This is a genomic window from Acetobacterium carbinolicum (assembly GCF_047456275.1).
GTDB lineage: Bacteria > Bacillota > Clostridia > Eubacteriales > Eubacteriaceae > Acetobacterium > Acetobacterium carbinolicum.
Genome location: NZ_CP173357.1, coordinates 4,013,168 through 4,031,739, shown reverse-complemented (window position 1 = coordinate 4,031,739; position 18,572 = coordinate 4,013,168). Strand labels below are relative to the sequence as shown.

Below are 18,572 nucleotides of genomic sequence, written 5' to 3'. Positions count from 1 at the left end.
CTCTCCTCCTCGTTTTACTCTTGTATAACGTTACCTTCCCATTGACTAAACCAGAATAGTGACAAAATCAGAACAATCGAAGTCATCATAATCAGAGAAATAATTCCCGGAAATACGGGTGTATTAGAAACGTCAAAATAGTTTTCTAAAAACCGAACACCCCATTCCCAGGGAATGATCGGCCAAATCTTGTCACCAATCGCATTTTCAAAGTATCCGGCTAAAATGGTACCCGATAGCCCTAACAGAACAGAAATACTTGAACCAAACCGAAAAGCAATCGGTATGTGTAGTAAATATAAAAATAAGTTACCAAATAAAAACAGCTGAAATAGGAAAAAATATGATCCAACGGGTGCGGTGTCAATAGTCAGAAAAAAATTGACGCCAACATAGAAACACAGTTCATATAATACCATATTTATGGCGAAAAGAAAGAGTAGAAAGAACACTTTCCCCAGGTATACGCTACGCCGCGAAGCCACTAAACCCAGAGCATTTTTGTTATTCCGATCTAAGTTAATAAAAATTGGCACAACGATACTGACAAAAATCGGATAACATATTTGTAAGATGACGAAAAACAACCGCACATCAGTAATAAGATGGTATCCGCCAGTAGCGTAATAAACCAGGAATAATGTTGTAACCACAATCGGCGGTAGCAGATGCAATAAAACAATTGGTGTGCGTTTGATTTTGGTAAAGTTAGAAAAAAATTCCCTGATAATCGTCATTGGCGATACACCTGCTTGCTGTACCAGCGTGAAAATAAAAGGGTAAGAAAAAACGCGACAACCAAGCTTATCAATACCAGCAACGCACTTTCGCCTAAATTTAAAATCAGTCTTGAACCGCCGTCGACCAATAATCCGTTTGGTAAAACGCCAAATAATGTCACCATAAATCGTGCCGGCCAGCTATATGGGAAAAACCAGAACAAAGGTGTCAAGGAAAAAAACAAACCGCCGAATGCGCTGGCGAACAAATTTATGATCACCGAACCAACAAAGCCGACTTTTTGATCCAAAAATAAACTAAACGGGATCTGCCATAATAAGGAGAGCCACAATAAGCCATATCCTAAAAGATAATATCCGCTATGACCAATTGCAGATAAAATACCTGACACGAAGCATTCAGAGATAACCGTGATCAGTGATAGCAATAAAGTGATGTTAAAAAGATTAAGCGCGATCAAAATGGTTTTAGCAATAAATGTTTTCTGCAAGTTGATGGGCAAACTATAAAGCGTTCGGTAGTTGTGCTTTTGATCCTTATTATTCACTAAATGACTTAAAAACACAATCGACAAAGACGCTATTGGCATACACCAGTTGCAAACCAACGCGCTTGAAAAACCACCTAATCCAATCCCAACAAATATAAATACCATCGATATTAAAATTAAAGCTGCCGGAATAAGGATCATCAGTTTTTTAAATAGGGAGCGTTTAAATTTCAAGTTTTCGGCGGTTAAATAGGTGCCTAACATCAGGACGCACGCTCCTTTCTGATGATCTCCATAAATAATTGTTCCAGGTTTTTATTGGCATCAATTTTATCCTGATACAGGAGTGATCCATTATATAAGATCCCGATGTCATCGGCAACCTGTTGTATTTCGCTTAAAACATGACTTGATATAATGACAGAAATCCCAGACGCCGCAAAGGTTTTAATCATTTTCCTTAATTCTTCAATACCAAAAGGATCTAACCCGTTTGTTGGTTCATCTAGGACTAATAATTTAGGCTTGTTCAGCAGTGCTAATGCGATACCCAATCGCTGTTTCATTCCCAATGAAAAATCGGAAGTCTTTTTATTTTTAGTATCCGCTAAGTCCATCTGTCGTAACACCTCATGACATCTTTTTGTTGAAATCCCCATCAGCGTTGCTCGTACTTTTAAATTTTCGAATGCCGTTAAATTCTCATACAGTGGCGGTGATTCGATCAACGAACCAATAGTCAATAAATCTTTTCGCGTCCACGGGTGATTGTTGAATGATATTTCGCCTGAAGTTGGCCGGATAATGCCGGTAATCATCTTTAATAAGGTTGATTTGCCAGCACCATTCGGTCCTAATAAGCCATAGACAGAATTTTTTCTTACCGCCATCGATAAGTCTTTTATTGCATCGGCCTTCTTAAATTTTTTAGAAACATGATTAGTTTTTATGATGTACTCGTATGTCATAACTTCCTCCATTTACATTCCGGTTTGTGCAGTGTCCGTTCCATCGGGGTGTGTCCCTCCTTGTGTTTGTTACTGTTATGGTAACAAACCTTTTTAAGGATTTTATAAAGACGCGGGTGCTTTCTCAAAAATTTATCGACAGATGAAAAAATTTGCTATCGCAGCACAAAAAGTTTAGAATTAAGAAAACAACGACAGAATAACAGAAATTAAAACGACTGATGATGACGGGACGTTTTGTCTGCTTTGGCGATTTAGACAAAAAAAATTTTGATGTAAAGCGAGGCTATACATGAATACTGAGTTTGTAAACTTAACAACAGAAAATCTTGCGGAAGAGCATTTATGCTGCATTATCCGTAGTAAAAAGCCCCATCACGGTATTGACGCAAAGCGACAATGGCTGTCAGCAAGGCTAAGTGAAGGACATGTCTTTAGGAAGTTAAATGAAAAGGCGACAGTTTTTATTGAATATGCGCCGCTTGAAACCGCTTGGGTTCCGATAACGGGCGATAATTATTTTTATCTGTATTGCTTATGGGTCGCTGGTAGTCATAAAGGAAAAGGGTATGGGAAATTGCTGCTGGATTATTGTTTGGCTGATGCCAAAGAAAAGGGTAAATCCGGCCTTTGTATGCTCGGAGCAAAAAAACAAAAAGCCTGGCTTTCGGATCAATCATTTGTGAAGAATTTCGGCTTTGGGGTTGTTGATACCACCGATAATGGATATGAATTGCTGGCCCTTTCTTTTGACAAAACAACGCCAAAGTTCGCCCACAATGTTAAAACTCAGGAAATACAAAGTAAAGAGCTCACCATTTATTATGATATGCAATGCCCTTATATCTATCAAAACATTGAGAAGATCAAACAGTATTGTGAAACAAATGAGGTGCCGGTATCGTTAATTCAAGTGGATACGCTAAAAAAAGCCAAGGATCTGCCTTGCGTTTTCAATAATTGGGGAGTGTTTTATAAAGGAAAATTTGAGACCGTGAATTTGTTAGATGTCGCCTACTTAAAGAGAATACTTAAACATTGAAAAGTAGCGTAATTTAAACGAAGGAGAGGAACAACAGATGGACACAGTTGAACGCTTTGTTAAAGCGCAGGAAGAAAGCTATTGGCAGGCATTAACGGAAATAAAAAATGGTCGCAAGCGCAGCCATTGGATGTGGTATGTTTTTCCCCAGCTTAAAGGGCTGGGTCGGAGTGAAACGGCTCGGTATTATGGCATTGCGAATCGCCAAGAAGCCAAGGCGTATCTGGCGCACCCGCTGCTGGGTTCGCGTTTGCTGGAGATTTCCGGGGAACTGCTGAAGCTTGAGTCTCGTGATGCCAATGCAGTGTTTGGCAAGCCTGATGATGTGAAGCTGAAATCATCAATGACGCTGTTTTATCTGGTTGATGGGAATCCGACCTTTAAGGCGGTGCTGGATAAATTTTTTGGTGGTCAGTTGGATGAAGTCACTGCCGATCAATTAGATATGGGAGAAACAACCGATCAAGCTGAATGATTTTGATAAAAACACGATAAGCATGACAATGGCTTCGCTAAACTGGTCTTCGCAAAAGAGGATCAGAAACCGGATGAAGTTCTTTGAGAAATATTATTTATAATATGACGTTATGCTGTCATATTTAAGATGTTACAATATAATTAAAAATGCAGGGAGAAATGAAGATGGCCAGACCAATAACTAAGCCCAGCTTGATGGTGGAAGCAGATAATAATTATCAAAAACTGAATCGACTGATTGATTCAATGACCGAAAAAGAATTATCGATCGCATTTAATTTTTCAGATGATGACCGAAAAAAAGAAGCCCATTGGGGAAGAGATAAAAATCTTCGCGACGTTCTGGTGCATCTATATGAATGGCATCAGCTTGTTTTGAATTGGGTGGATGCCAATATGAAAGGTGAAGATAGAGCTTTTTTGCCGACTCCGTACAACTGGAAAACATATGGAGCGATGAATGTGGCTTTTTTTGAAAAGCACCAGAACACTTCACTTGATCAATCTAAAGAAATGTTTGAAAAATCACATCAGGATGTTCTAAAGTTAGCGGATACCTTTACAAATGAAGAACTGTTTACAAAAGGGATCTATAAATGGGTTGGCGGAAGCACCTTGGGTTCATATTTTGTAAGTGCGACAGCAAGTCATTATGATTGGGCGATGAAAAAAATCAAAGCACATATTAAAAATTGTAAGGGTATCAAAAACTAGCCAGAGAGTTTTTGATGGCTTGCGTGACACGGGGGACGTTTCGGAACCAGCGGCAATCCTTAAAAATTGGGCATTTGCTGAGATTATTTGCCAGTGCCTGATAAGGAGTCTTTATAGAAAGTATGTAGACAAACAGGAATAAATATAGTAGGCTTTAGTGATACTTTCTTGATTAAGACGATATCAATATTAAAATATTAAGCGGAATAACGGAGGTATAGGGTATGGCACACGTAAAAGCAAATGGCATACAAATTGAATACGAAATATTTGGAAAAAAAACAAATCCTACAATAGTGCTTATTGCAGGAAATGGTGCTCAGCTAAATTTTTGGGAGCCGGATTTTTGTGAAATGCTTGCAAAAGATAATTTACAAGTGATCCGCTTTGATAACCGCGATGCGGGATTATCTACAAAATTCGATGCGGCGGGTATTCCTGATATGGAAAAAATATACCAGGAAGCGCAAGAGGGAAAACCAATTAAGACAGCATATACATTGGAAGATATGGCGGATGACGTGGCTGGTTTGCTAGATGCGTTGGAAATAAAGAAAGCTCACATCTGTGGCGCTTCGATGGGAGGCACGATTGCTCAGGTTTTTGCCTATAGGCATCCTTTGCGTATATATAGTTTAATTTCTATTATGTCATCTACAGGTAATCCGAATAATCCGCAAATATCACCAGAAACATTGGCAATTGTTACAGCAACACCGCCAACTGGCCGGGATGCATATATTGATTATAGCTTACGTATGTGGAAAAACATTTGGAGTAAGGGATTTCCTTTTGAAGAAGAACGTGCAAGGCGGTATTGTGAAGAAAGCTATGACCGTTCTTATTATCCACAAGGAGCTGTACGCCAAAATGCAGCGTTGGTTGCTAATGGGGATCGGAGACAACACCTTTCGTTATTAACAATTCCAACGCTGGTAATTCACGGGACCGCAGATGTACTGTTTCCTGTGGAAGCAGGAAAAGATACAGCACACACAATACCTGAGGCTAAATTACTTTTGATCGAAGGGATGGGACATGATATGCCTGTGGGAACATGGAAATGCATAGTTGAAGCTATTGTTAGTCTGGTAAATGGCACCGGACTTTCCACCACCGATAGTGCGGTTACCATTACCTACACCACGGATAATCAATCGGTGAGTTAAAATATCACGGTCAAGGCGGCTCCGACAATCACTACAAACGCATTGGCTAACGGCGTGGTCGGTACCGCTTACAGCAAGTCCCTTACGGCCACTGGCGATTCGCCGATCACTTGGAGAATAGACAGCGGCGATCTGCCGAACGGTTTGACACTCGAAGAGAACACTGGCTGCATCAGCGGCATGCCGACAGTGGCAGGTTCGTTCAACTTCACCGTCAAAGCCGAGAACAGCGCCGGCGATGATACAAAGGCATTGAGTATCAACATAAGCTCAGCATCAAGTGGGCATGACGGTGGAGATTCACCAACACCGGATCCGGAAGTACCCATTACACCGATTGCTACCACATCGAACGCCATTAGCTTCGGGAGCTTGACAGCAGGCTACACCACCCCTCCGATACAGACCGTGACGGTCAAAAATACCGGCGATCAAAGCGTGACGCTGACTCAGCCAACTTCTGAGCATTACGTCATTGGTGCGCTTAGTCATAATCGTTTGAATAAAGATGAAACAGTTACCTTTACGATCCAGCCAAAACCAGGGCTTGTGGCAGGTAGTTATAACGAAAGCCTCAGCATTGCCGGAACACATGGCGCTTCTGCTTCAATAGCGCTAAGCTTTACAGTGACGGAAGCACCAGTGACGGAAGCACCAGTGACAGAAGTACCAGTGACAGAAGTACCAGTGACGGTGGCCTATCGCGGACATATTCAGAATATTGGCGACTACCCGCTTGATGGTAGTTGGGTTAACAGCCCCGAACCAATCGGAACGGTTGGCCAGAGCAAGCGGATTGAGGGTTTTGAAATCCGCCTTGAGGATACTGTTCCGGCCGGGATGGAACTGCGTTATAACGTCCATGTCGAGAACAAAGGCTGGCTTTATGACGAGAATAATTGTACTGACTGGCCTAAAGACGGCACCTACGCCGGCACCCGTGGTGAAAGCCTGCGGATTGAAGCGGTCAAACTGGTGCTGACCGACAAAGATGGCCAGCCGTATCCGGGTTACAGCGTTTACTACCGCGGCCATATCCAGAATGTCGGCGACCTGCCGACCGAAAGCGCCACCTGGTATACCGATGGCGAGAAGCTGGGGACGGTTGGCAGTGCCCTGCGGCTGGAGGCGCTGCTGGTAAGGTGGTCAAAAATGAGACCGATCTGACGGCGTATCAGGCGCTGTGTGAGTTGATTAAAAATCAAGAAGATTAATTATATCGTTTCGAACTTCAAAATAGCAGATACGGATTTGTCAATAGGAATGTTAGTAACAATATGCTACAATAGGGTATTGTGGAACGGAAAACGGGTAAAAACCAGACAAATAATGCCTGGTTTTTGCCCTGATTTATGTGCGAAATATTGATAATCGTTGTTTGGAGGCGAGTTTTAATGCAAATTGCTATTTGTGATGATGAAAATGAAATAAGAAATATGATCGCGAGATATGTAAAAATATTTTCGCCAGATTGTTTCGTAACGTTATATCGATCAGGAGAAGAATTGCTGGATGATCGAAAGGCATTTGATTTAATTTTTCTTGATATCCACCTGGGTGGTAGAAATGGTATGGATATTGCCAGGCAGCTTAGAAAAAACGGTTCCCAGTCCATTATTATTTTTATTACGGCTTTGGAAGAATATATTTTTCAGGCATTTGATGTTGGCGCATTTCATTATCTGGTAAAACCGATTGATAAAGTTAAATTTTTTGAGGTGCTAAAATGTGCAATTGCAAAATGGCATGAAACAAGCACATTGGAACAGTTAATGCCAGAAGAAAAAAGTATCACTGTCAAGATCGGAACGACAACAAATAAGATTTATCGAAACGAAATTATTTATATCGAATCCGATAATCGCAAGGTGATTTTACATAAGGCCGACAGTACGCTCGAATTCTACGCGAAACTTTCGGACTTAGCGCAAAGCCTGGGCGATGATTTCGCACGAATTCACCGGTCTTTTTTAGTTAATATGAAATACATCCTAAAGTACAATGCGACATCAGTCACCTTGGAAAATGGCGAGAATATCATGATGGCAAAACAAAAATACGGAGAATTTGTAAAACACTATTTAAAATATTCAAAAAGGAAGATCATGTAAATGAATGCTGAAACGATCGAAGGGTATTATCGGATTGTTTCAATCTTTTATACAATCGGGCTCCAGGCCATGACAGCCTTTTTTTTGGATAAGATGACCCGGGCATTTTTAAAACAGAAGAATAGTAAGTCGTACATCGTCGGTATCGTGTATTTTGTAAGTGTTATGCTGATGTATTTTATTCCCTATGAACTTGAAAATACGGTTGTATATTTTATTGGAATGATTGTTTCATTTCTAGCAATGCTTTGTATATACAGAGGAAATACGCAGATTAAGTTATTTGTTTCCGTTACTTTTTTTGCGGTACGCTGGCTGGGATTATCGATGGGAAGCTGTATTTATATTCCTATTTCTGATGCGGCACAGAACATGATCGATACTTCTTCCGCTGAATTGTGGAAATACAATTTCATCCTCTATGTCGGTTTAACACTATTCGATTTCGTTGTCAATTGTATTTTTGTTGGCATTCCGGTATTATTTATTATTAAAACATTTGTTTACAAAAAGGCGCGATATAGCTTCAAGGAAACCATTTTTTTATTAGTGCCCGCAATATCAGGACTGCTTAGCTATGTCATTATGCGCAGTTATAATAAGGTCTATGAAAATATGTTGGGAATCGATCTCTATAGCTCGTCGCCTTATTTTTATCTTTTCAGGTTCTTAAGTGACTTTATTTCGTTAATGACAATCATTGTTGTGATCGTTCTTTTTCAAAATCTGGAGCAAAAAAAGCAAGAAGAGCAAAAGCAGTATCGATTGCAGAGTCAGATAAAAGACATTCAATCACATATTAGCGAAATTGAATCGCTTTACCAGCGAATGCGCGGATTAAAACATGATATCAAAAATCATGTCACAACAGTCAAAAGTCTGATGGAACAGAAAAACTATGACGAAGCGAGTGAATATTTAAGTTCGATGAATAAGGCTGCGGAAATTTTGGATCATCATTTTAAAACCGGCAATCCGATAACAGATGTCATTATTAATGGAAAATACAACGAAGCGGTTAAGAAAAACATTAAATTTCAGTCAAAATTTGCGTTTCCGGTAGACACCAATATTGATGCCTTTGATTTGAGTATCATCCTGAATAATGCGCTTGAAAATGCGATTGAAGCAAGTGAAAAAGGTGCGAACGGTTTTGTCTCGATTGAATCGTTCAGAAAGAAAAATACGTATTTACTGATGGTAGAGAATAGCTATTGTGGCTCAATCGAAATGGATGAAACCAGTGGGCTGCCCCTGACATCAAAAAATGATGCCAATTTCCACGGTATGGGTCTGACAAATTTGCGCGAAGTAACCAAAAAGTATTATGGCGATATTGAAATAGAGCTAACGAAAAATAGCTTTCATTTAACGATTATGATCATGATCGAATAAAGAATGAGTGCAATAAAGTCTGTCACAAGGGCTAAACTTATTAGTTGGTGGGTTAAGTAAAGTACTTTACTACAAAAATAAGATGATTCACTACGTCTTGCTCATCTACCTCGCCTTGAAGCCGAAAACAGAGATAGAAAATCGATTATCAAATTATAAGGAGGCAATCATTATGCAGGTAGGAAGTGCGTTAAGTAGTGGTTCAACTAATTTTTTAGGAAGATCGGCAGGCGTACCCGCAGGAACGGATGCGCAAACAAAAAATATCCAGAAGCAGATTGAAAATGCGCAGAAACAATTACAGGAACTTGCTGAAAATGACCAGTTAAGTCCTGAAGAGAAGATGAAAAAGCGTCAGGAAATCAATCAGAAAATTAGTGATTTGAATAAACAATTAAGACAACGTCAGATTGAGCTTAGAAAGGAGAAGCTCCAATCAGCCGATTCATCGACGGATGATCTTCAGGGCGGCCAACCAAAAGCGAAAAGTGCCGCTCAAAACGTCAAGGGAACAGGCCTGTCTCAGGCTGATATGAGAGCGGTGATATCTGGAGATCATGTGATGAAGCAGGCCCAGGTGCAAGAACGTGTTGTAACAAACTTAAATGGGCGTGTCGGCGTTCTGGAAAGTGAAATAAAGCTGAACAAAAGTAGAGGTGCTTCGACAACATCTCAAGAAGCAGAGCTGACAGACGCGCAAGAAAATATTAAGAATGCAACGTCTTCCCAGATAGCAGCACTTGCGGATGCCAATGATGAAATGTCAGAAACAGATAAGACAGACAAGACAGATAAGACAGAAGAAAGTACCGATAAGATGGAAAGTAACAAGACCACGAAGACACCGACAGTTGCTAACACAGAGACGGATGAAAATGCCGCGTTATCTGCTGGCACGGGTAATCAAGCGATATTTGAACATTCGGCTTTTTTAGGCGTTAAGTCGATGGATATCAGGGTTTAAATCGATAGCAGGTGGAGACTCTTGTGGTATTGGTAGGTGTAGAGCCACAAATAGCCATACGTCAACCGCGTCTTATAGGTGATATAATGTAAATGAAATTGGCAAGTGAAATCAAGCAGAAATCCCTCTAGTTCTTTATAATACAGGTAGGGTGGTTAAAACGAGGTGAATTGACGAATGTACGAATGGCAGAAGCATTTCAAATTCTTCTTTCAGACTATTTGCTCGGCAACATGCCTCGTATACAAAAAACGGGAAAGTAGCTGTTTTGCTACTTTCCCGTTTTTAAATTTGCCAGAATCCGATCGCTATTAATACTTATCCTTATCATCTAAAACAATATTAATTTGTGTGGTCTTCGGAATTACCTGCTTCGATTCTGATCGTACGATGGTTCTAACGTTTTTTTTTGAGCCGTTTTCTTTAAGTCTGAAAGCTCCCACCATCTGCTTGAGGATTTCCGCCTGACCAGATAATTCTTCACTGGCAGCGGCACTTTCTTCAGCCGTGGCTGAGTTGGTTTGCACCACCTGGGAAACCTGCTCAATCCCCTGATTGATCTGGGCAATTTCAGAAGCCTGATCATTGGATGCCTGGGCAATATCACCGACAAGCTGTGTTACTTTTTCAATCTGATTCAGAATTTCTTTTAAGCTTTCGGCTGTTTGACCGGCAATTTGTGAACCAGCCTCAGTTTTTGAAATCGAACCTTCAATGAGAGCGGTCGTCTCCTTAACGGCTTCTGCACTTCGAGCCGCCAGAGTTCGCACCTCTTCGGCCACGACGGCAAAGCCCTTGCCATGCTGTCCAGCCCGGGCGGCTTCCACTGCCGCATTGAGAGCCAGAATATTGGTTTGGAAGGCAATATCATCGATAACCTTGATGATTTTTGAAATATTACCCGAGGCCTCATTAATTTCGACCATGGCGGTTACCATCTGAGCCATCTGTACATTGCCAACCTCAGCATTGGTTTTTACTTCAGAAGCCAATTCATTGGCGTTATTGGCATTTCTAGCATTCTGTTTGGTTTCGCCAGCCACTTCTTCAATCGATGCTGTCAGTTCCTGGATGGAGCTGGCTTGTTCGGTGGTTCCCTGCGCCAGGGCCTGGCCGCCGTCAGAAATCTGGATCGCTCCAGCTTCGACCTGACCGGCGGACTCGTTAATATCTGACATTGTCTGACTCAAATTTGATGTGATCTCATTAAGTGCTGTTTTTATGGCCTGAAAGTCACCCTGATAGTCACTGGTGATTTCCAGATCCAGATTACCCTCACCCATTTCGTTGAGGGTATTGGTTATTTCATCAACATAGCGTTTCAGGAAGGTAACGGTCAAATTCATATCATCTTTAATCTGGGTATAATCGCCATTGTAATTTCCTACCATACTGACGTTAAGATTTCCCTGAGCTAATTCTTTCAGGGTTGCAGAAGCTTCCTGAATTGGTGCCACCACCGCGTCAAAGGTGGCATTAATCCCTTCCACTATCCGGGCAAAATCGCCCTGATGTTGGCTGACATCGGCTCTGGTCTCCAATTCTCCATCAATTCCGGCCTGGGCCAGAGCAGTAGCATCCACAATCAAGTGATCAACCGATTCTTTCACTTCAGAGAGACTGTTTCGAATTTCGGTGAACTGAGTGCTCACTTCAGCGGTATAGTCATCTGCTTCACCGATGATCAAATCAAAGGCCAGATCGCCCCGGGCCAGACGGCTCAGGTTATTGGCCAGCCTCGCGACTTCGGTGCTGGTATAATTGCTGACGCGAATGATCGGAGTCAGATCTGTTATTATTTCCACAAAACCGACATTTTCACCCGTGGCATTTCTTAGATAAACCGTGTTTTGCTTGTTGTTTCGGTCGTGCCAGTCAAAGTAAGATTCACCAATGCCCTGATCAACCAACTGCTTGATTCCGCAGTTCTCGGTTTGACAAATATCCGCACCAGCTTGCCAGCAATCTTTACCAACTGCTGATTTGCGATCGGTAATCACTCTGTTTTCAATCATCAATGCTTCAAAGGCCTTGTTCATGAATGCCCATTTCATGTTAGTATCGGTAACATGCAGTGGGAGGGGTACCGAATCGATGATTGCCTCATACCAGACCATCTTATCAACCACAGTGTCCAGAGTGGCATTAACGCCCTGAACAATTTCTTTAAACCCACCCTTAAACGCATCTTCATCGCCGCGGGTCTCCCAGCGACCGGCCAGGGCGGAATTTGACAGCATGGTGGCTTCAGCAATCAGTCCCCGGATGGTTTCCACGGTTTGTTTTAATACTGGTGTAATTTCATCACGAGGATCAGTAACTTCAATTGTTGTAGAAACATCGCCGTTGGAAATTTTTCTCATCAGATCAATAACTGAGCTCTGGAGATTGTCCGCATGGCGATTCAGTAATTGGGTCATTTCGCCCACTTCATCCTGAGAGGTAATTTTAAGACGTTCACTGAGATGACCCGCATTGATTTCTTTGATCATCTGACTGGCAGCAATCACCGGTTTGGCGATGCGTCTCGAAACAATGTAGGTAATCACTGCTCCGACTAACAAAATCACCACAGCGAACATGATAATCGTATTTCGCAGCTTTACAATCGGTGCCAGCCTGATGGCTTCAGATTCAGTTATAACCAGCGTCCAGTCCATTTCTGGGACTTGCGACACAAAGGCCATCTTGGTATCATTTTCATATTCATAATTAAAATCAGCGGTTTCATTTGAACCAAGCCCTTTAAACATGGCACCAACGCCGTTTGGACCATCCTTCTCGATATCGTTAAAAATATTGTACTGATCCTGCACAAGCTGTTCATTGGGATGAGCCATGATCCCGCCATTGGCACTGATGATGTAACCGTATTTGTTTCCACCATCGCCAAGCTTATTCGTTATTGCACTTAAAGAATTGGCATCCCGTCTTCCTAGCAGAACCCCCACAACCTGATTGCCTTTTTTGATGGGCACCACTTCAAAAAAGGCCGGTTTTTTTGTCACCTGACTGATAGCAACATCTGAAATATAGGCATTTCCTTTTAACGCTTCCTGGTACCAGACCTCATTAGGCACATCAAACTCACCGCCACTGAGACTATATTTTCCATGACCGCTGGTGTCAATCACCGCCATATCCTCATAGCCCAGCCGTTCTACATCTCCTGAAAAGGAGGCTACCAGGGTATTGAAATCTGTACTGACAGTATTCTCATTAAGGGCCACTTCACTTAGTATATCCAGATTGGCCTGAATAACGGTCCCAATATAACTGGCTGACTCTTCCACATATTCCAGTCCATCCTTTTTTGTACTCTCTTCAATAATGGCTGACCCGGCGTTGACAATAAGAATCCCCAGTGCAATCACAGCTGCCGCCAAAGTGAGAACGGTTAGGAGGATCAGTTTAGTGGTTAGGCGCATTTTGATGCTAAAAGTTTCGCTCTCGTGCTGTTTGTTTACTGAATTATTTCTTGCTGTCTTCATTTTTTCTCCCTTCAAATTTTTGTGGATGTAGCCATCACGATTTCTTTTTTTATGTTTGAATTAAAGTGCTTGTCATTTTATCACTTTTAAATAATTTAATATGAGACATCTTGTTGTTATATTCATTTAAAATTATTTTCATTTATATATCTTCTGTTTTAACCTTGATAGCCACAGTGATTAGAACTATACTATAATTAGAACAACAGATTCTCAACAAGAATCCTGGTTAATAAAACGATGTAAGAAAGGACTAAATGGACAAAATACTGATGAATAATCAAAGAATAAGATCTCAGGTTGATATGGTAAAAACGAAATCTCGGGTTAGTATGGAAAAAATGAAAGACTGTGTCTGGATCTATGATTTTGATATGAAGCGTTTTTTGTACATCAACGCCTCCTCATCCCAATTAGGAGGATTGACAGCGGATGAAGCAATGAAAAAAAAGCAGAAGCCTTTTTTACTAGCGAATCTCTGGAAAAAATAGAAAGTGCCTGTTATTATCGTTATCTACAGTATATGGATGGCAACAGAAGTGACAACATTGTTTATGATCTTAGTGAGTATCAACAATATAATCAGGATGGATCCATTAAACATATTGAAATGTCGACCCGTTTGGATTTTAATGAAAATACCCATTCAGTTGTTATGATCGGCGTTTCGCGAAATGTGACGACCCAAAAAATCCATCAGCAAGAACTGATAGAAACGATTAAAAGTCAGCTTATTCTGATAAAAGAATTTCAGGTCGTTGATAATGACAAACCGGAACTGCAGGTATATTTTTTTGGAAAATTCAGGGTCTTGAACAGTCACGTTAAAAAACCAATAAAATGGCGAACGACCAAAACCGAAGAGTTATTTGCTTTTTTAATCGAAAATGACAAGCCCTACGTTTCAAAAGATAAAATACTAGAATCGCTTTGGCCGGATCTTGGTATCGAAAAAGCCGCAAAATATCTTCACACAAACACTTATAATTTAAAAAAAGATTTAAAATCAGCCGGAATATCTTTTCAATTGGAGTTAATTAATGGTTTTTACTGTTACGATGTCCAAAATATTCATTCTGATCTGGCAGAATTAAGAAGCATGATTAAAACGGTCGGAGTCGACTATGAAAATTTCGATGATGAGGAAGTGGATAAAATCGAGCAAGTTATTTTATTATATGAGAGTGATTATCTGGCTGAAAACGATTACTTATGGGCGACCTCACAGTCTGCTTTTTATCGGAAACAGTATGAAAAATATGTGTTTACGCTTGCCAGATATTATTTTTTCAAACGCAATTATCCTTCAACAGAACGAGTTCTTTGCAAGCTTATTGAAATTGATAATTTCAATGAAAACTATCACGAATTGCTGCTGCAGGCCTATCTTTTTGATCAGGACTATATTTCTTTTGTTGATCATTATAAAGAATTGAAAGCGTTATTCTTAATGGAGTTGGATCAAACCCCTTCACCTTCTATCCAGGGGCTTTATAAAAAGTATCAAGATTCCGTGGAGGTCAGTCGGAACAATAAAAATGTTAAAACGGATCTTTAATTTCGAGACCTACACAGATGAAGCTTTTGGTGGCACCAAGCTTCAAAAGCGATTTCAAGATACGCCTTTATCCCTTGGTTGTCCGGCTTACGGATATTGTGATGAAAGGACATTTCGGCTGTCATGTTACAAAAGCGCCCCTTCGTTAAGCAAGCTGCTCTTCCCGTACCAGCAGGAGGGCGGCTTTTTTATGATACTTCCGCTAAGGCTCCATCAGTCGCAAGTGGTATTTTTTTGTCTGATCAAAGCATATGGTCTAAATCCCGAAATAAGTAAAATGTATAAGTAATTCGGTAATATATCTATTTATATTTTAACACTTTAATAATATTATTGAATAAACAACAAAGCCAGGCTAGTGATCGCCAATGGATTTGGAAAGGAAGAGCGATGGAGAAGAGTATTAGAATTGAATCAATCTCTCAATTACATGATTTAATCGGTTATGGGAAGCCGAAACATCCACTGATAACGCTGATTGATATAAAGGAAATAGATCCGACTGTGTCAACGCTTGGGATTCATGTTTTCACAAATTTCTATACAATTAGCTTAAAGGAAGGCAATAGTTGCAGAAATAAATATGGTCGGCAATATTACGACTTTCAGGAAGGAAGTCTGACATTCATGGCACCTGAACAGGAATTGCAAGTGGATGAAGACAATTCAGAAGTGAAAAGCTACAGTGGATGGCTTCTTTGCTTTCATCCTGACCTAATCTACAAAAGTTCACTGGCACAAAAGATGAATCAGTATACGTTTTTTTCCTATACGAGTACTGAAGCACTACATCTATCAGAACAGGAAAAGATTAAAATTACAACGATTGTAAATGAAGTGAGCGACGAGTTCAGCCAGAACATTGACGTTTTCAGCCAGGATTTGATCATTTCATATGTCGAATTGCTTTTAAACCACTGCAAGCGATTTTATGGGCGACAATTCATCACTAGAGCAAAAGTGAATAAGGAGGTCATTGTAAGATTTGAAGAACTTCTAAAAGGCTATTTCAACTCCGCTAAGCCAGCACTAGATGGGTTACCAAGTGTCAAATATTGTGCTCAGAAAATGGGCTACTCAGCTAATTATTTGAGTGATCTATTGAAAAAAGAAACAGGAAAGAATACGCAGGAGCATATCCATTTCTTTTTGATTGAAAAGGCAAAAACCTTACTCAGGGAGACAGAAAAACCCGTAAATATGATTGCCGTTGAATTGGGATTTGAGTATCCTCAACACTTTTCAAAACTCTTTAAGAACAAGACCGGAATGTCACCTGTAAAATATCGGAATTGATGAGGGAGAAAATAATGGATACGAAAAAAAGAACCGCTAGAGTTGCAGGACTTCTGTATTTAGCTGTGGCCATAACAGGATTTTTTTCACCATATGTGAGAGGCCGACTGATCATAGCAGGAGATGTGGCTGCAACCGCTAAGAATATCTTGGATTCTGAATGGCTTTTTCGATTAGGCATGGTAAACGACCTGATTATGGCGGTAAGTTGGATTATGTTGGGGTATGTGTTATATACGCTATTTGAGGCAGTAAATAGAAATCAGGGGCTGTTAATGGTTTCATTTGTTCTGGTAGGCGGTGCGATAACGTGTATTAATGTACTCAATAAATTGGCGGCTCTGTTAATCCTAAACAGTGCTGACTATTTTCCGATATTTACAGAAGGACCGATGCAGGCGATGTTATACTTGGATTTAGGCAAGGGTGGAAATTATATTGCACATATATTCTTTGGTCTCTGGTTATTGCCTCTTGGGTATCTAGTCTTTAAATCGAATTTTATACCTAGAATTTTAGGCATACTTTTAGCAATTGCCGGGGTTGGTTATTTAATTGATTTTTTTGTATTTTTCCTTTTGCCTGACTTTGAGTTAAAGATTACTCAATTTACGTTTTGGGGTGAAGTACTATTACTCATTTGGCTTTTAATTAAAGGGATAAAAGTGCAACCGGAAAAGAGGGTTACGGAATAAAAGCAACAGTAGGCACGAAATATGGATGTTTGCATGAAGTCGGTATTGTGCTTATAAAACCAGTGAACTGACCGATGAGGAAGCCGCCGCAGCACAGATTGCAAAATTTCTTAGGGCAGAAGTCACCGTCTGATAAAAGGAAGTTTCGTTTGTCATGTTAACGAATAGATGGTATATTAATAAAAAACACTCATGTTATGATTTCTTTTTTCCATCGTCGATAATTTCGATTTCTAAATAATCAAACCAAATCGATTCAATAAACTGGTCTTCATGAAAAGATGTTTTGGAAATCTGCCTAAGTTCTTTTGTGTTTTTGTCAAACCACATCGGTTTTTCCAAATCAAAGTCATGACAGATGATCTCTAAAGCAGCTTGGATTTTGTTATTAATATTCAAAGAGTTGTTATCAATTGCGATAACTTTTTCTTCCAGAAATTTATTGTGTTTCATGAGTTTTCCCCAAAGTCGAAACATGTTTTTTTACCTCTCGATCATCAATGTGTTATTACATCGGATAAGTTTTTAAAGGCCCTAGTAAAATGGACATATGTTGAGTATAAGGGGTGGAGCGGGAAATGTAAAGAAAATTGGCGTTTTTGATTTGGGAATGATGAGGTGTGGCAGACCTTGAGGAGACAAGTATGACAAGCTAAGCGCCCCCTTGTCAAGTGCATTTAGATAGAAAGTAAGAACAAAATTTTAATAAGCGTTTAAAATTGAGGTAACGGTTAAGTTATTTAAGGTGATAGAATGAAGATCGCAATTTGTGATGATGAGGTCAATTTTCAAAAGGTTTTACGGGAGAAACTTGAAGCGTATTATGGTATATTAGCGGTTGAAATCGAAGTATTCTCCTCCGGAATAGATTTTGTGGAACGATTTAAGGAATATCCGCTAGAATTTCAAATGATTTTTATGGATATTGAAATGCCGTATCAGGATGGCATAGAAACTTCCAAACGAATTAGAAAAATCAATCCGTCCATTCCGATTATCTTTTTAACAAGCCATACGGAACTTGCAATGGAAGGCTATGAAGTCGATGCCTTCCGTTTCCTTGATAAGCCATTGCGAATGGAAAGACTAATGAAGACGCTACAGGATTTTGACAACTTAAGGTTACTGGATAGCAAAATAGAATTACAGGATGGAGAAAGAACCAGGGTGGTAAACTGGGTGGATATCCAGTATGTCCAAAGTGAAAATGTATACATCAATGTGTACATGGAAGATGCCCGCTATTTAATCCGGAAAAAACTGAGTGATATGGAAGAACAAATGCCAAAGCAGCTGTTTTACAAGCCACATCGCAGTTATCTGATCAATCTGGGATTTGTCAAATCCTTTGATGGAAAGAAAATCATGATGAAAAATGGCAATGAAATCCCACTTGGCAGAGGGAAAAGGAGTGACTTTAAAATATCACTGATGAACTATTTACGTATATTGGGATGAGTT

18 protein-coding genes are annotated in these 18,572 nt (G+C 40.1%); 13 read left to right on the top strand and 5 right to left on the bottom strand.

What is annotated here, in order from left to right; genetic code table 11:
• Positions 1 to 14: 14 nt before the first annotated feature.
• The 3 genes from ACIZ62_RS18740 to ACIZ62_RS18730 are packed head-to-tail and all read right to left on the bottom strand — an operon-like array spanning position 15 to position 2,199.
• Positions 15 to 737 carry a lantibiotic immunity ABC transporter MutG family permease subunit gene (locus ACIZ62_RS18740; RefSeq protein WP_414150927.1) on the bottom strand — a complete coding sequence of 241 codons (723 nt, stop codon included), beginning with the start codon at positions 735 to 737 and terminating at the stop codon, positions 15 to 17.
• On the bottom strand, positions 734 to 1,495 hold the full coding sequence (locus tag ACIZ62_RS18735) for a lantibiotic immunity ABC transporter MutE/EpiE family permease subunit (protein WP_414150926.1): 762 nt from the start codon (positions 1,493 to 1,495) through the stop codon (positions 734 to 736). Before ACIZ62_RS18735 ends, ACIZ62_RS18740 begins: the two co-directional genes overlap by 4 nt.
• The gene (locus ACIZ62_RS18730) at positions 1,495 to 2,199 is read right to left on the bottom strand and encodes a lantibiotic protection ABC transporter ATP-binding protein (protein WP_414150925.1); all 705 of its coding nucleotides are present in this window, start codon (positions 2,197 to 2,199) and stop codon (positions 1,495 to 1,497) included. The genes ACIZ62_RS18735 and ACIZ62_RS18730 overlap by 1 nt, the downstream gene beginning before the upstream one ends.
• A 292-nt stretch (positions 2,200 to 2,491) precedes the next feature.
• On the opposite strand from ACIZ62_RS18730, the gene ACIZ62_RS18725 reads away from it, so the two are divergent.
• The 8 genes from ACIZ62_RS18725 to ACIZ62_RS18690 all read left to right on the top strand — a co-directional run bounded on the left by ACIZ62_RS18725 (position 2,492) and on the right by ACIZ62_RS18690 (position 10,071).
• Complete coding sequence (locus ACIZ62_RS18725) at positions 2,492 to 3,241, top strand: GNAT family N-acetyltransferase (protein ID WP_414150924.1); 750 nt, start codon at positions 2,492 to 2,494, stop codon at positions 3,239 to 3,241.
• Between the two features lie 37 nt (positions 3,242 to 3,278).
• The gene (locus tag ACIZ62_RS18720; protein WP_414150923.1) at positions 3,279 to 3,716 is read left to right on the top strand and encodes a DUF1810 domain-containing protein; all 438 of its coding nucleotides are present in this window, start codon (positions 3,279 to 3,281) and stop codon (positions 3,714 to 3,716) included.
• A gap of 167 nt (positions 3,717 to 3,883) precedes the next feature.
• Positions 3,884 to 4,432, top strand: coding sequence for a ClbS/DfsB family four-helix bundle protein (locus ACIZ62_RS18715; protein WP_414150922.1), 549 nt, complete (start codon positions 3,884 to 3,886; stop codon positions 4,430 to 4,432).
• 224 nt (positions 4,433 to 4,656) lie between these two features.
• Positions 4,657 to 5,601: an alpha/beta fold hydrolase gene (locus ACIZ62_RS18710; protein WP_414150921.1), complete on the top strand. Its 945-nt coding sequence runs from the start codon at positions 4,657 to 4,659 to the stop codon at positions 5,599 to 5,601.
• A 54-nt stretch (positions 5,602 to 5,655) separates the two neighbouring features.
• On the top strand, positions 5,656 to 6,768 hold the full coding sequence (locus ACIZ62_RS18705; protein ID WP_414151880.1) for a putative Ig domain-containing protein: 1,113 nt from the start codon (positions 5,656 to 5,658) through the stop codon (positions 6,766 to 6,768).
• Between the two features lie 227 nt (positions 6,769 to 6,995).
• The gene (locus ACIZ62_RS18700; protein ID WP_414150920.1) at positions 6,996 to 7,712 is read left to right on the top strand and encodes a LytR/AlgR family response regulator transcription factor; all 717 of its coding nucleotides are present in this window, start codon (positions 6,996 to 6,998) and stop codon (positions 7,710 to 7,712) included.
• Positions 7,713 to 9,107 carry a sensor histidine kinase gene (locus tag ACIZ62_RS18695; protein WP_414150919.1) on the top strand — a complete coding sequence of 465 codons (1,395 nt, stop codon included), beginning with the start codon at positions 7,713 to 7,715 and terminating at the stop codon, positions 9,105 to 9,107.
• 172 nt (positions 9,108 to 9,279) lie between these two features.
• Entirely contained in the window at positions 9,280 to 10,071 is a 792-nt protein-coding gene (locus ACIZ62_RS18690; RefSeq protein ID WP_414150918.1) for a FlxA-like family protein, read from the top strand.
• A 311-nt stretch (positions 10,072 to 10,382) separates the two neighbouring features.
• Here ACIZ62_RS18690 and ACIZ62_RS18685 read toward each other — a convergent pair whose 3' ends face one another.
• Entirely contained in the window at positions 10,383 to 13,562 is a 3,180-nt protein-coding gene (locus ACIZ62_RS18685; RefSeq protein WP_414150917.1) for a methyl-accepting chemotaxis protein, read from the bottom strand.
• A 257-nt stretch (positions 13,563 to 13,819) separates the two neighbouring features.
• Here ACIZ62_RS18685 and ACIZ62_RS18680 point away from each other — a divergent pair, with 257 nt between their 5' ends.
• From ACIZ62_RS18680 to ACIZ62_RS18665, 4 genes are all read left to right on the top strand, one after another.
• A complete protein-coding gene (locus ACIZ62_RS18680) occupies positions 13,820 to 14,053 on the top strand; it encodes a hypothetical protein (protein WP_414150916.1) in 234 nt (77 codons plus the stop codon).
• Positions 14,054 to 14,085: 32 nt separating this feature from the next.
• The gene (locus ACIZ62_RS18675) at positions 14,086 to 15,120 is read left to right on the top strand and encodes an AfsR/SARP family transcriptional regulator (protein WP_414150915.1); all 1,035 of its coding nucleotides are present in this window, start codon (positions 14,086 to 14,088) and stop codon (positions 15,118 to 15,120) included.
• 390 nt (positions 15,121 to 15,510) lie between these two features.
• The gene (locus tag ACIZ62_RS18670) at positions 15,511 to 16,416 is read left to right on the top strand and encodes a helix-turn-helix domain-containing protein (protein WP_414150914.1); all 906 of its coding nucleotides are present in this window, start codon (positions 15,511 to 15,513) and stop codon (positions 16,414 to 16,416) included.
• Between the two features lie 14 nt (positions 16,417 to 16,430).
• Complete coding sequence (locus ACIZ62_RS18665; protein ID WP_414150913.1) at positions 16,431 to 17,111, top strand: DUF4386 domain-containing protein; 681 nt, start codon at positions 16,431 to 16,433, stop codon at positions 17,109 to 17,111.
• Positions 17,112 to 17,306: 195 nt separating this feature from the next.
• Here ACIZ62_RS18665 and ACIZ62_RS18660 read toward each other — a convergent pair whose 3' ends face one another.
• The gene (locus ACIZ62_RS18660) at positions 17,307 to 17,564 is read right to left on the bottom strand and encodes a hypothetical protein (RefSeq protein WP_414150912.1); all 258 of its coding nucleotides are present in this window, start codon (positions 17,562 to 17,564) and stop codon (positions 17,307 to 17,309) included.
• Between the two features lie 300 nt (positions 17,565 to 17,864).
• On the opposite strand from ACIZ62_RS18660, the gene ACIZ62_RS18655 reads away from it, so the two are divergent.
• Positions 17,865 to 18,569: a LytR/AlgR family response regulator transcription factor gene (locus ACIZ62_RS18655; RefSeq protein WP_414150911.1), complete on the top strand. Its 705-nt coding sequence runs from the start codon at positions 17,865 to 17,867 to the stop codon at positions 18,567 to 18,569.
• The last annotated feature ends 3 nt before the right edge of the window (positions 18,570 to 18,572 follow it).

Excerpts from the sequence above, each read along its gene's own strand:
- ACIZ62_RS18695 (WP_414150919.1), top strand. The coding sequence starts at position 7,713 with ATGAATGCTGAAACGATCGAAGGGTATTATCGGATTGTTTCAATCTTT.
- ACIZ62_RS18655 (WP_414150911.1), top strand. The coding sequence starts at position 17,865 with ATGAAGATCGCAATTTGTGATGATGAGGTCAATTTTCAAAAGGTTTTA.
- ACIZ62_RS18675 (WP_414150915.1), top strand. The coding sequence starts at position 14,086 with ATGGATGGCAACAGAAGTGACAACATTGTTTATGATCTTAGTGAGTAT.
- ACIZ62_RS18700 (WP_414150920.1), top strand. The coding sequence starts at position 6,996 with ATGCAAATTGCTATTTGTGATGATGAAAATGAAATAAGAAATATGATC.
- ACIZ62_RS18665 (WP_414150913.1), top strand. The coding sequence starts at position 16,431 with ATGGATACGAAAAAAAGAACCGCTAGAGTTGCAGGACTTCTGTATTTA.
- ACIZ62_RS18710 (WP_414150921.1), top strand. The coding sequence starts at position 4,657 with ATGGCACACGTAAAAGCAAATGGCATACAAATTGAATACGAAATATTT.
- ACIZ62_RS18715 (WP_414150922.1), top strand. The coding sequence starts at position 3,884 with ATGGCCAGACCAATAACTAAGCCCAGCTTGATGGTGGAAGCAGATAAT.
- ACIZ62_RS18720 (WP_414150923.1), top strand. The coding sequence starts at position 3,279 with ATGGACACAGTTGAACGCTTTGTTAAAGCGCAGGAAGAAAGCTATTGG.
- ACIZ62_RS18660 (WP_414150912.1), bottom strand. The coding sequence starts at position 17,564 with ATGAAACACAATAAATTTCTGGAAGAAAAAGTTATCGCAATTGATAAC.
- ACIZ62_RS18690 (WP_414150918.1), top strand. The coding sequence starts at position 9,280 with ATGCAGGTAGGAAGTGCGTTAAGTAGTGGTTCAACTAATTTTTTAGGA.
- ACIZ62_RS18740 (WP_414150927.1), bottom strand. The coding sequence starts at position 737 with ATGACGATTATCAGGGAATTTTTTTCTAACTTTACCAAAATCAAACGC.
- ACIZ62_RS18730 (WP_414150925.1), bottom strand. The coding sequence starts at position 2,199 with ATGACATACGAGTACATCATAAAAACTAATCATGTTTCTAAAAAATTT.
- ACIZ62_RS18685 (WP_414150917.1), bottom strand. The coding sequence starts at position 13,562 with ATGAAGACAGCAAGAAATAATTCAGTAAACAAACAGCACGAGAGCGAA.
- ACIZ62_RS18670 (WP_414150914.1), top strand. The coding sequence starts at position 15,511 with ATGGAGAAGAGTATTAGAATTGAATCAATCTCTCAATTACATGATTTA.
- ACIZ62_RS18735 (WP_414150926.1), bottom strand. The coding sequence starts at position 1,495 with ATGTTAGGCACCTATTTAACCGCCGAAAACTTGAAATTTAAACGCTCC.
- ACIZ62_RS18680 (WP_414150916.1), top strand. The coding sequence starts at position 13,820 with ATGGACAAAATACTGATGAATAATCAAAGAATAAGATCTCAGGTTGAT.
- ACIZ62_RS18725 (WP_414150924.1), top strand. The coding sequence starts at position 2,492 with ATGAATACTGAGTTTGTAAACTTAACAACAGAAAATCTTGCGGAAGAG.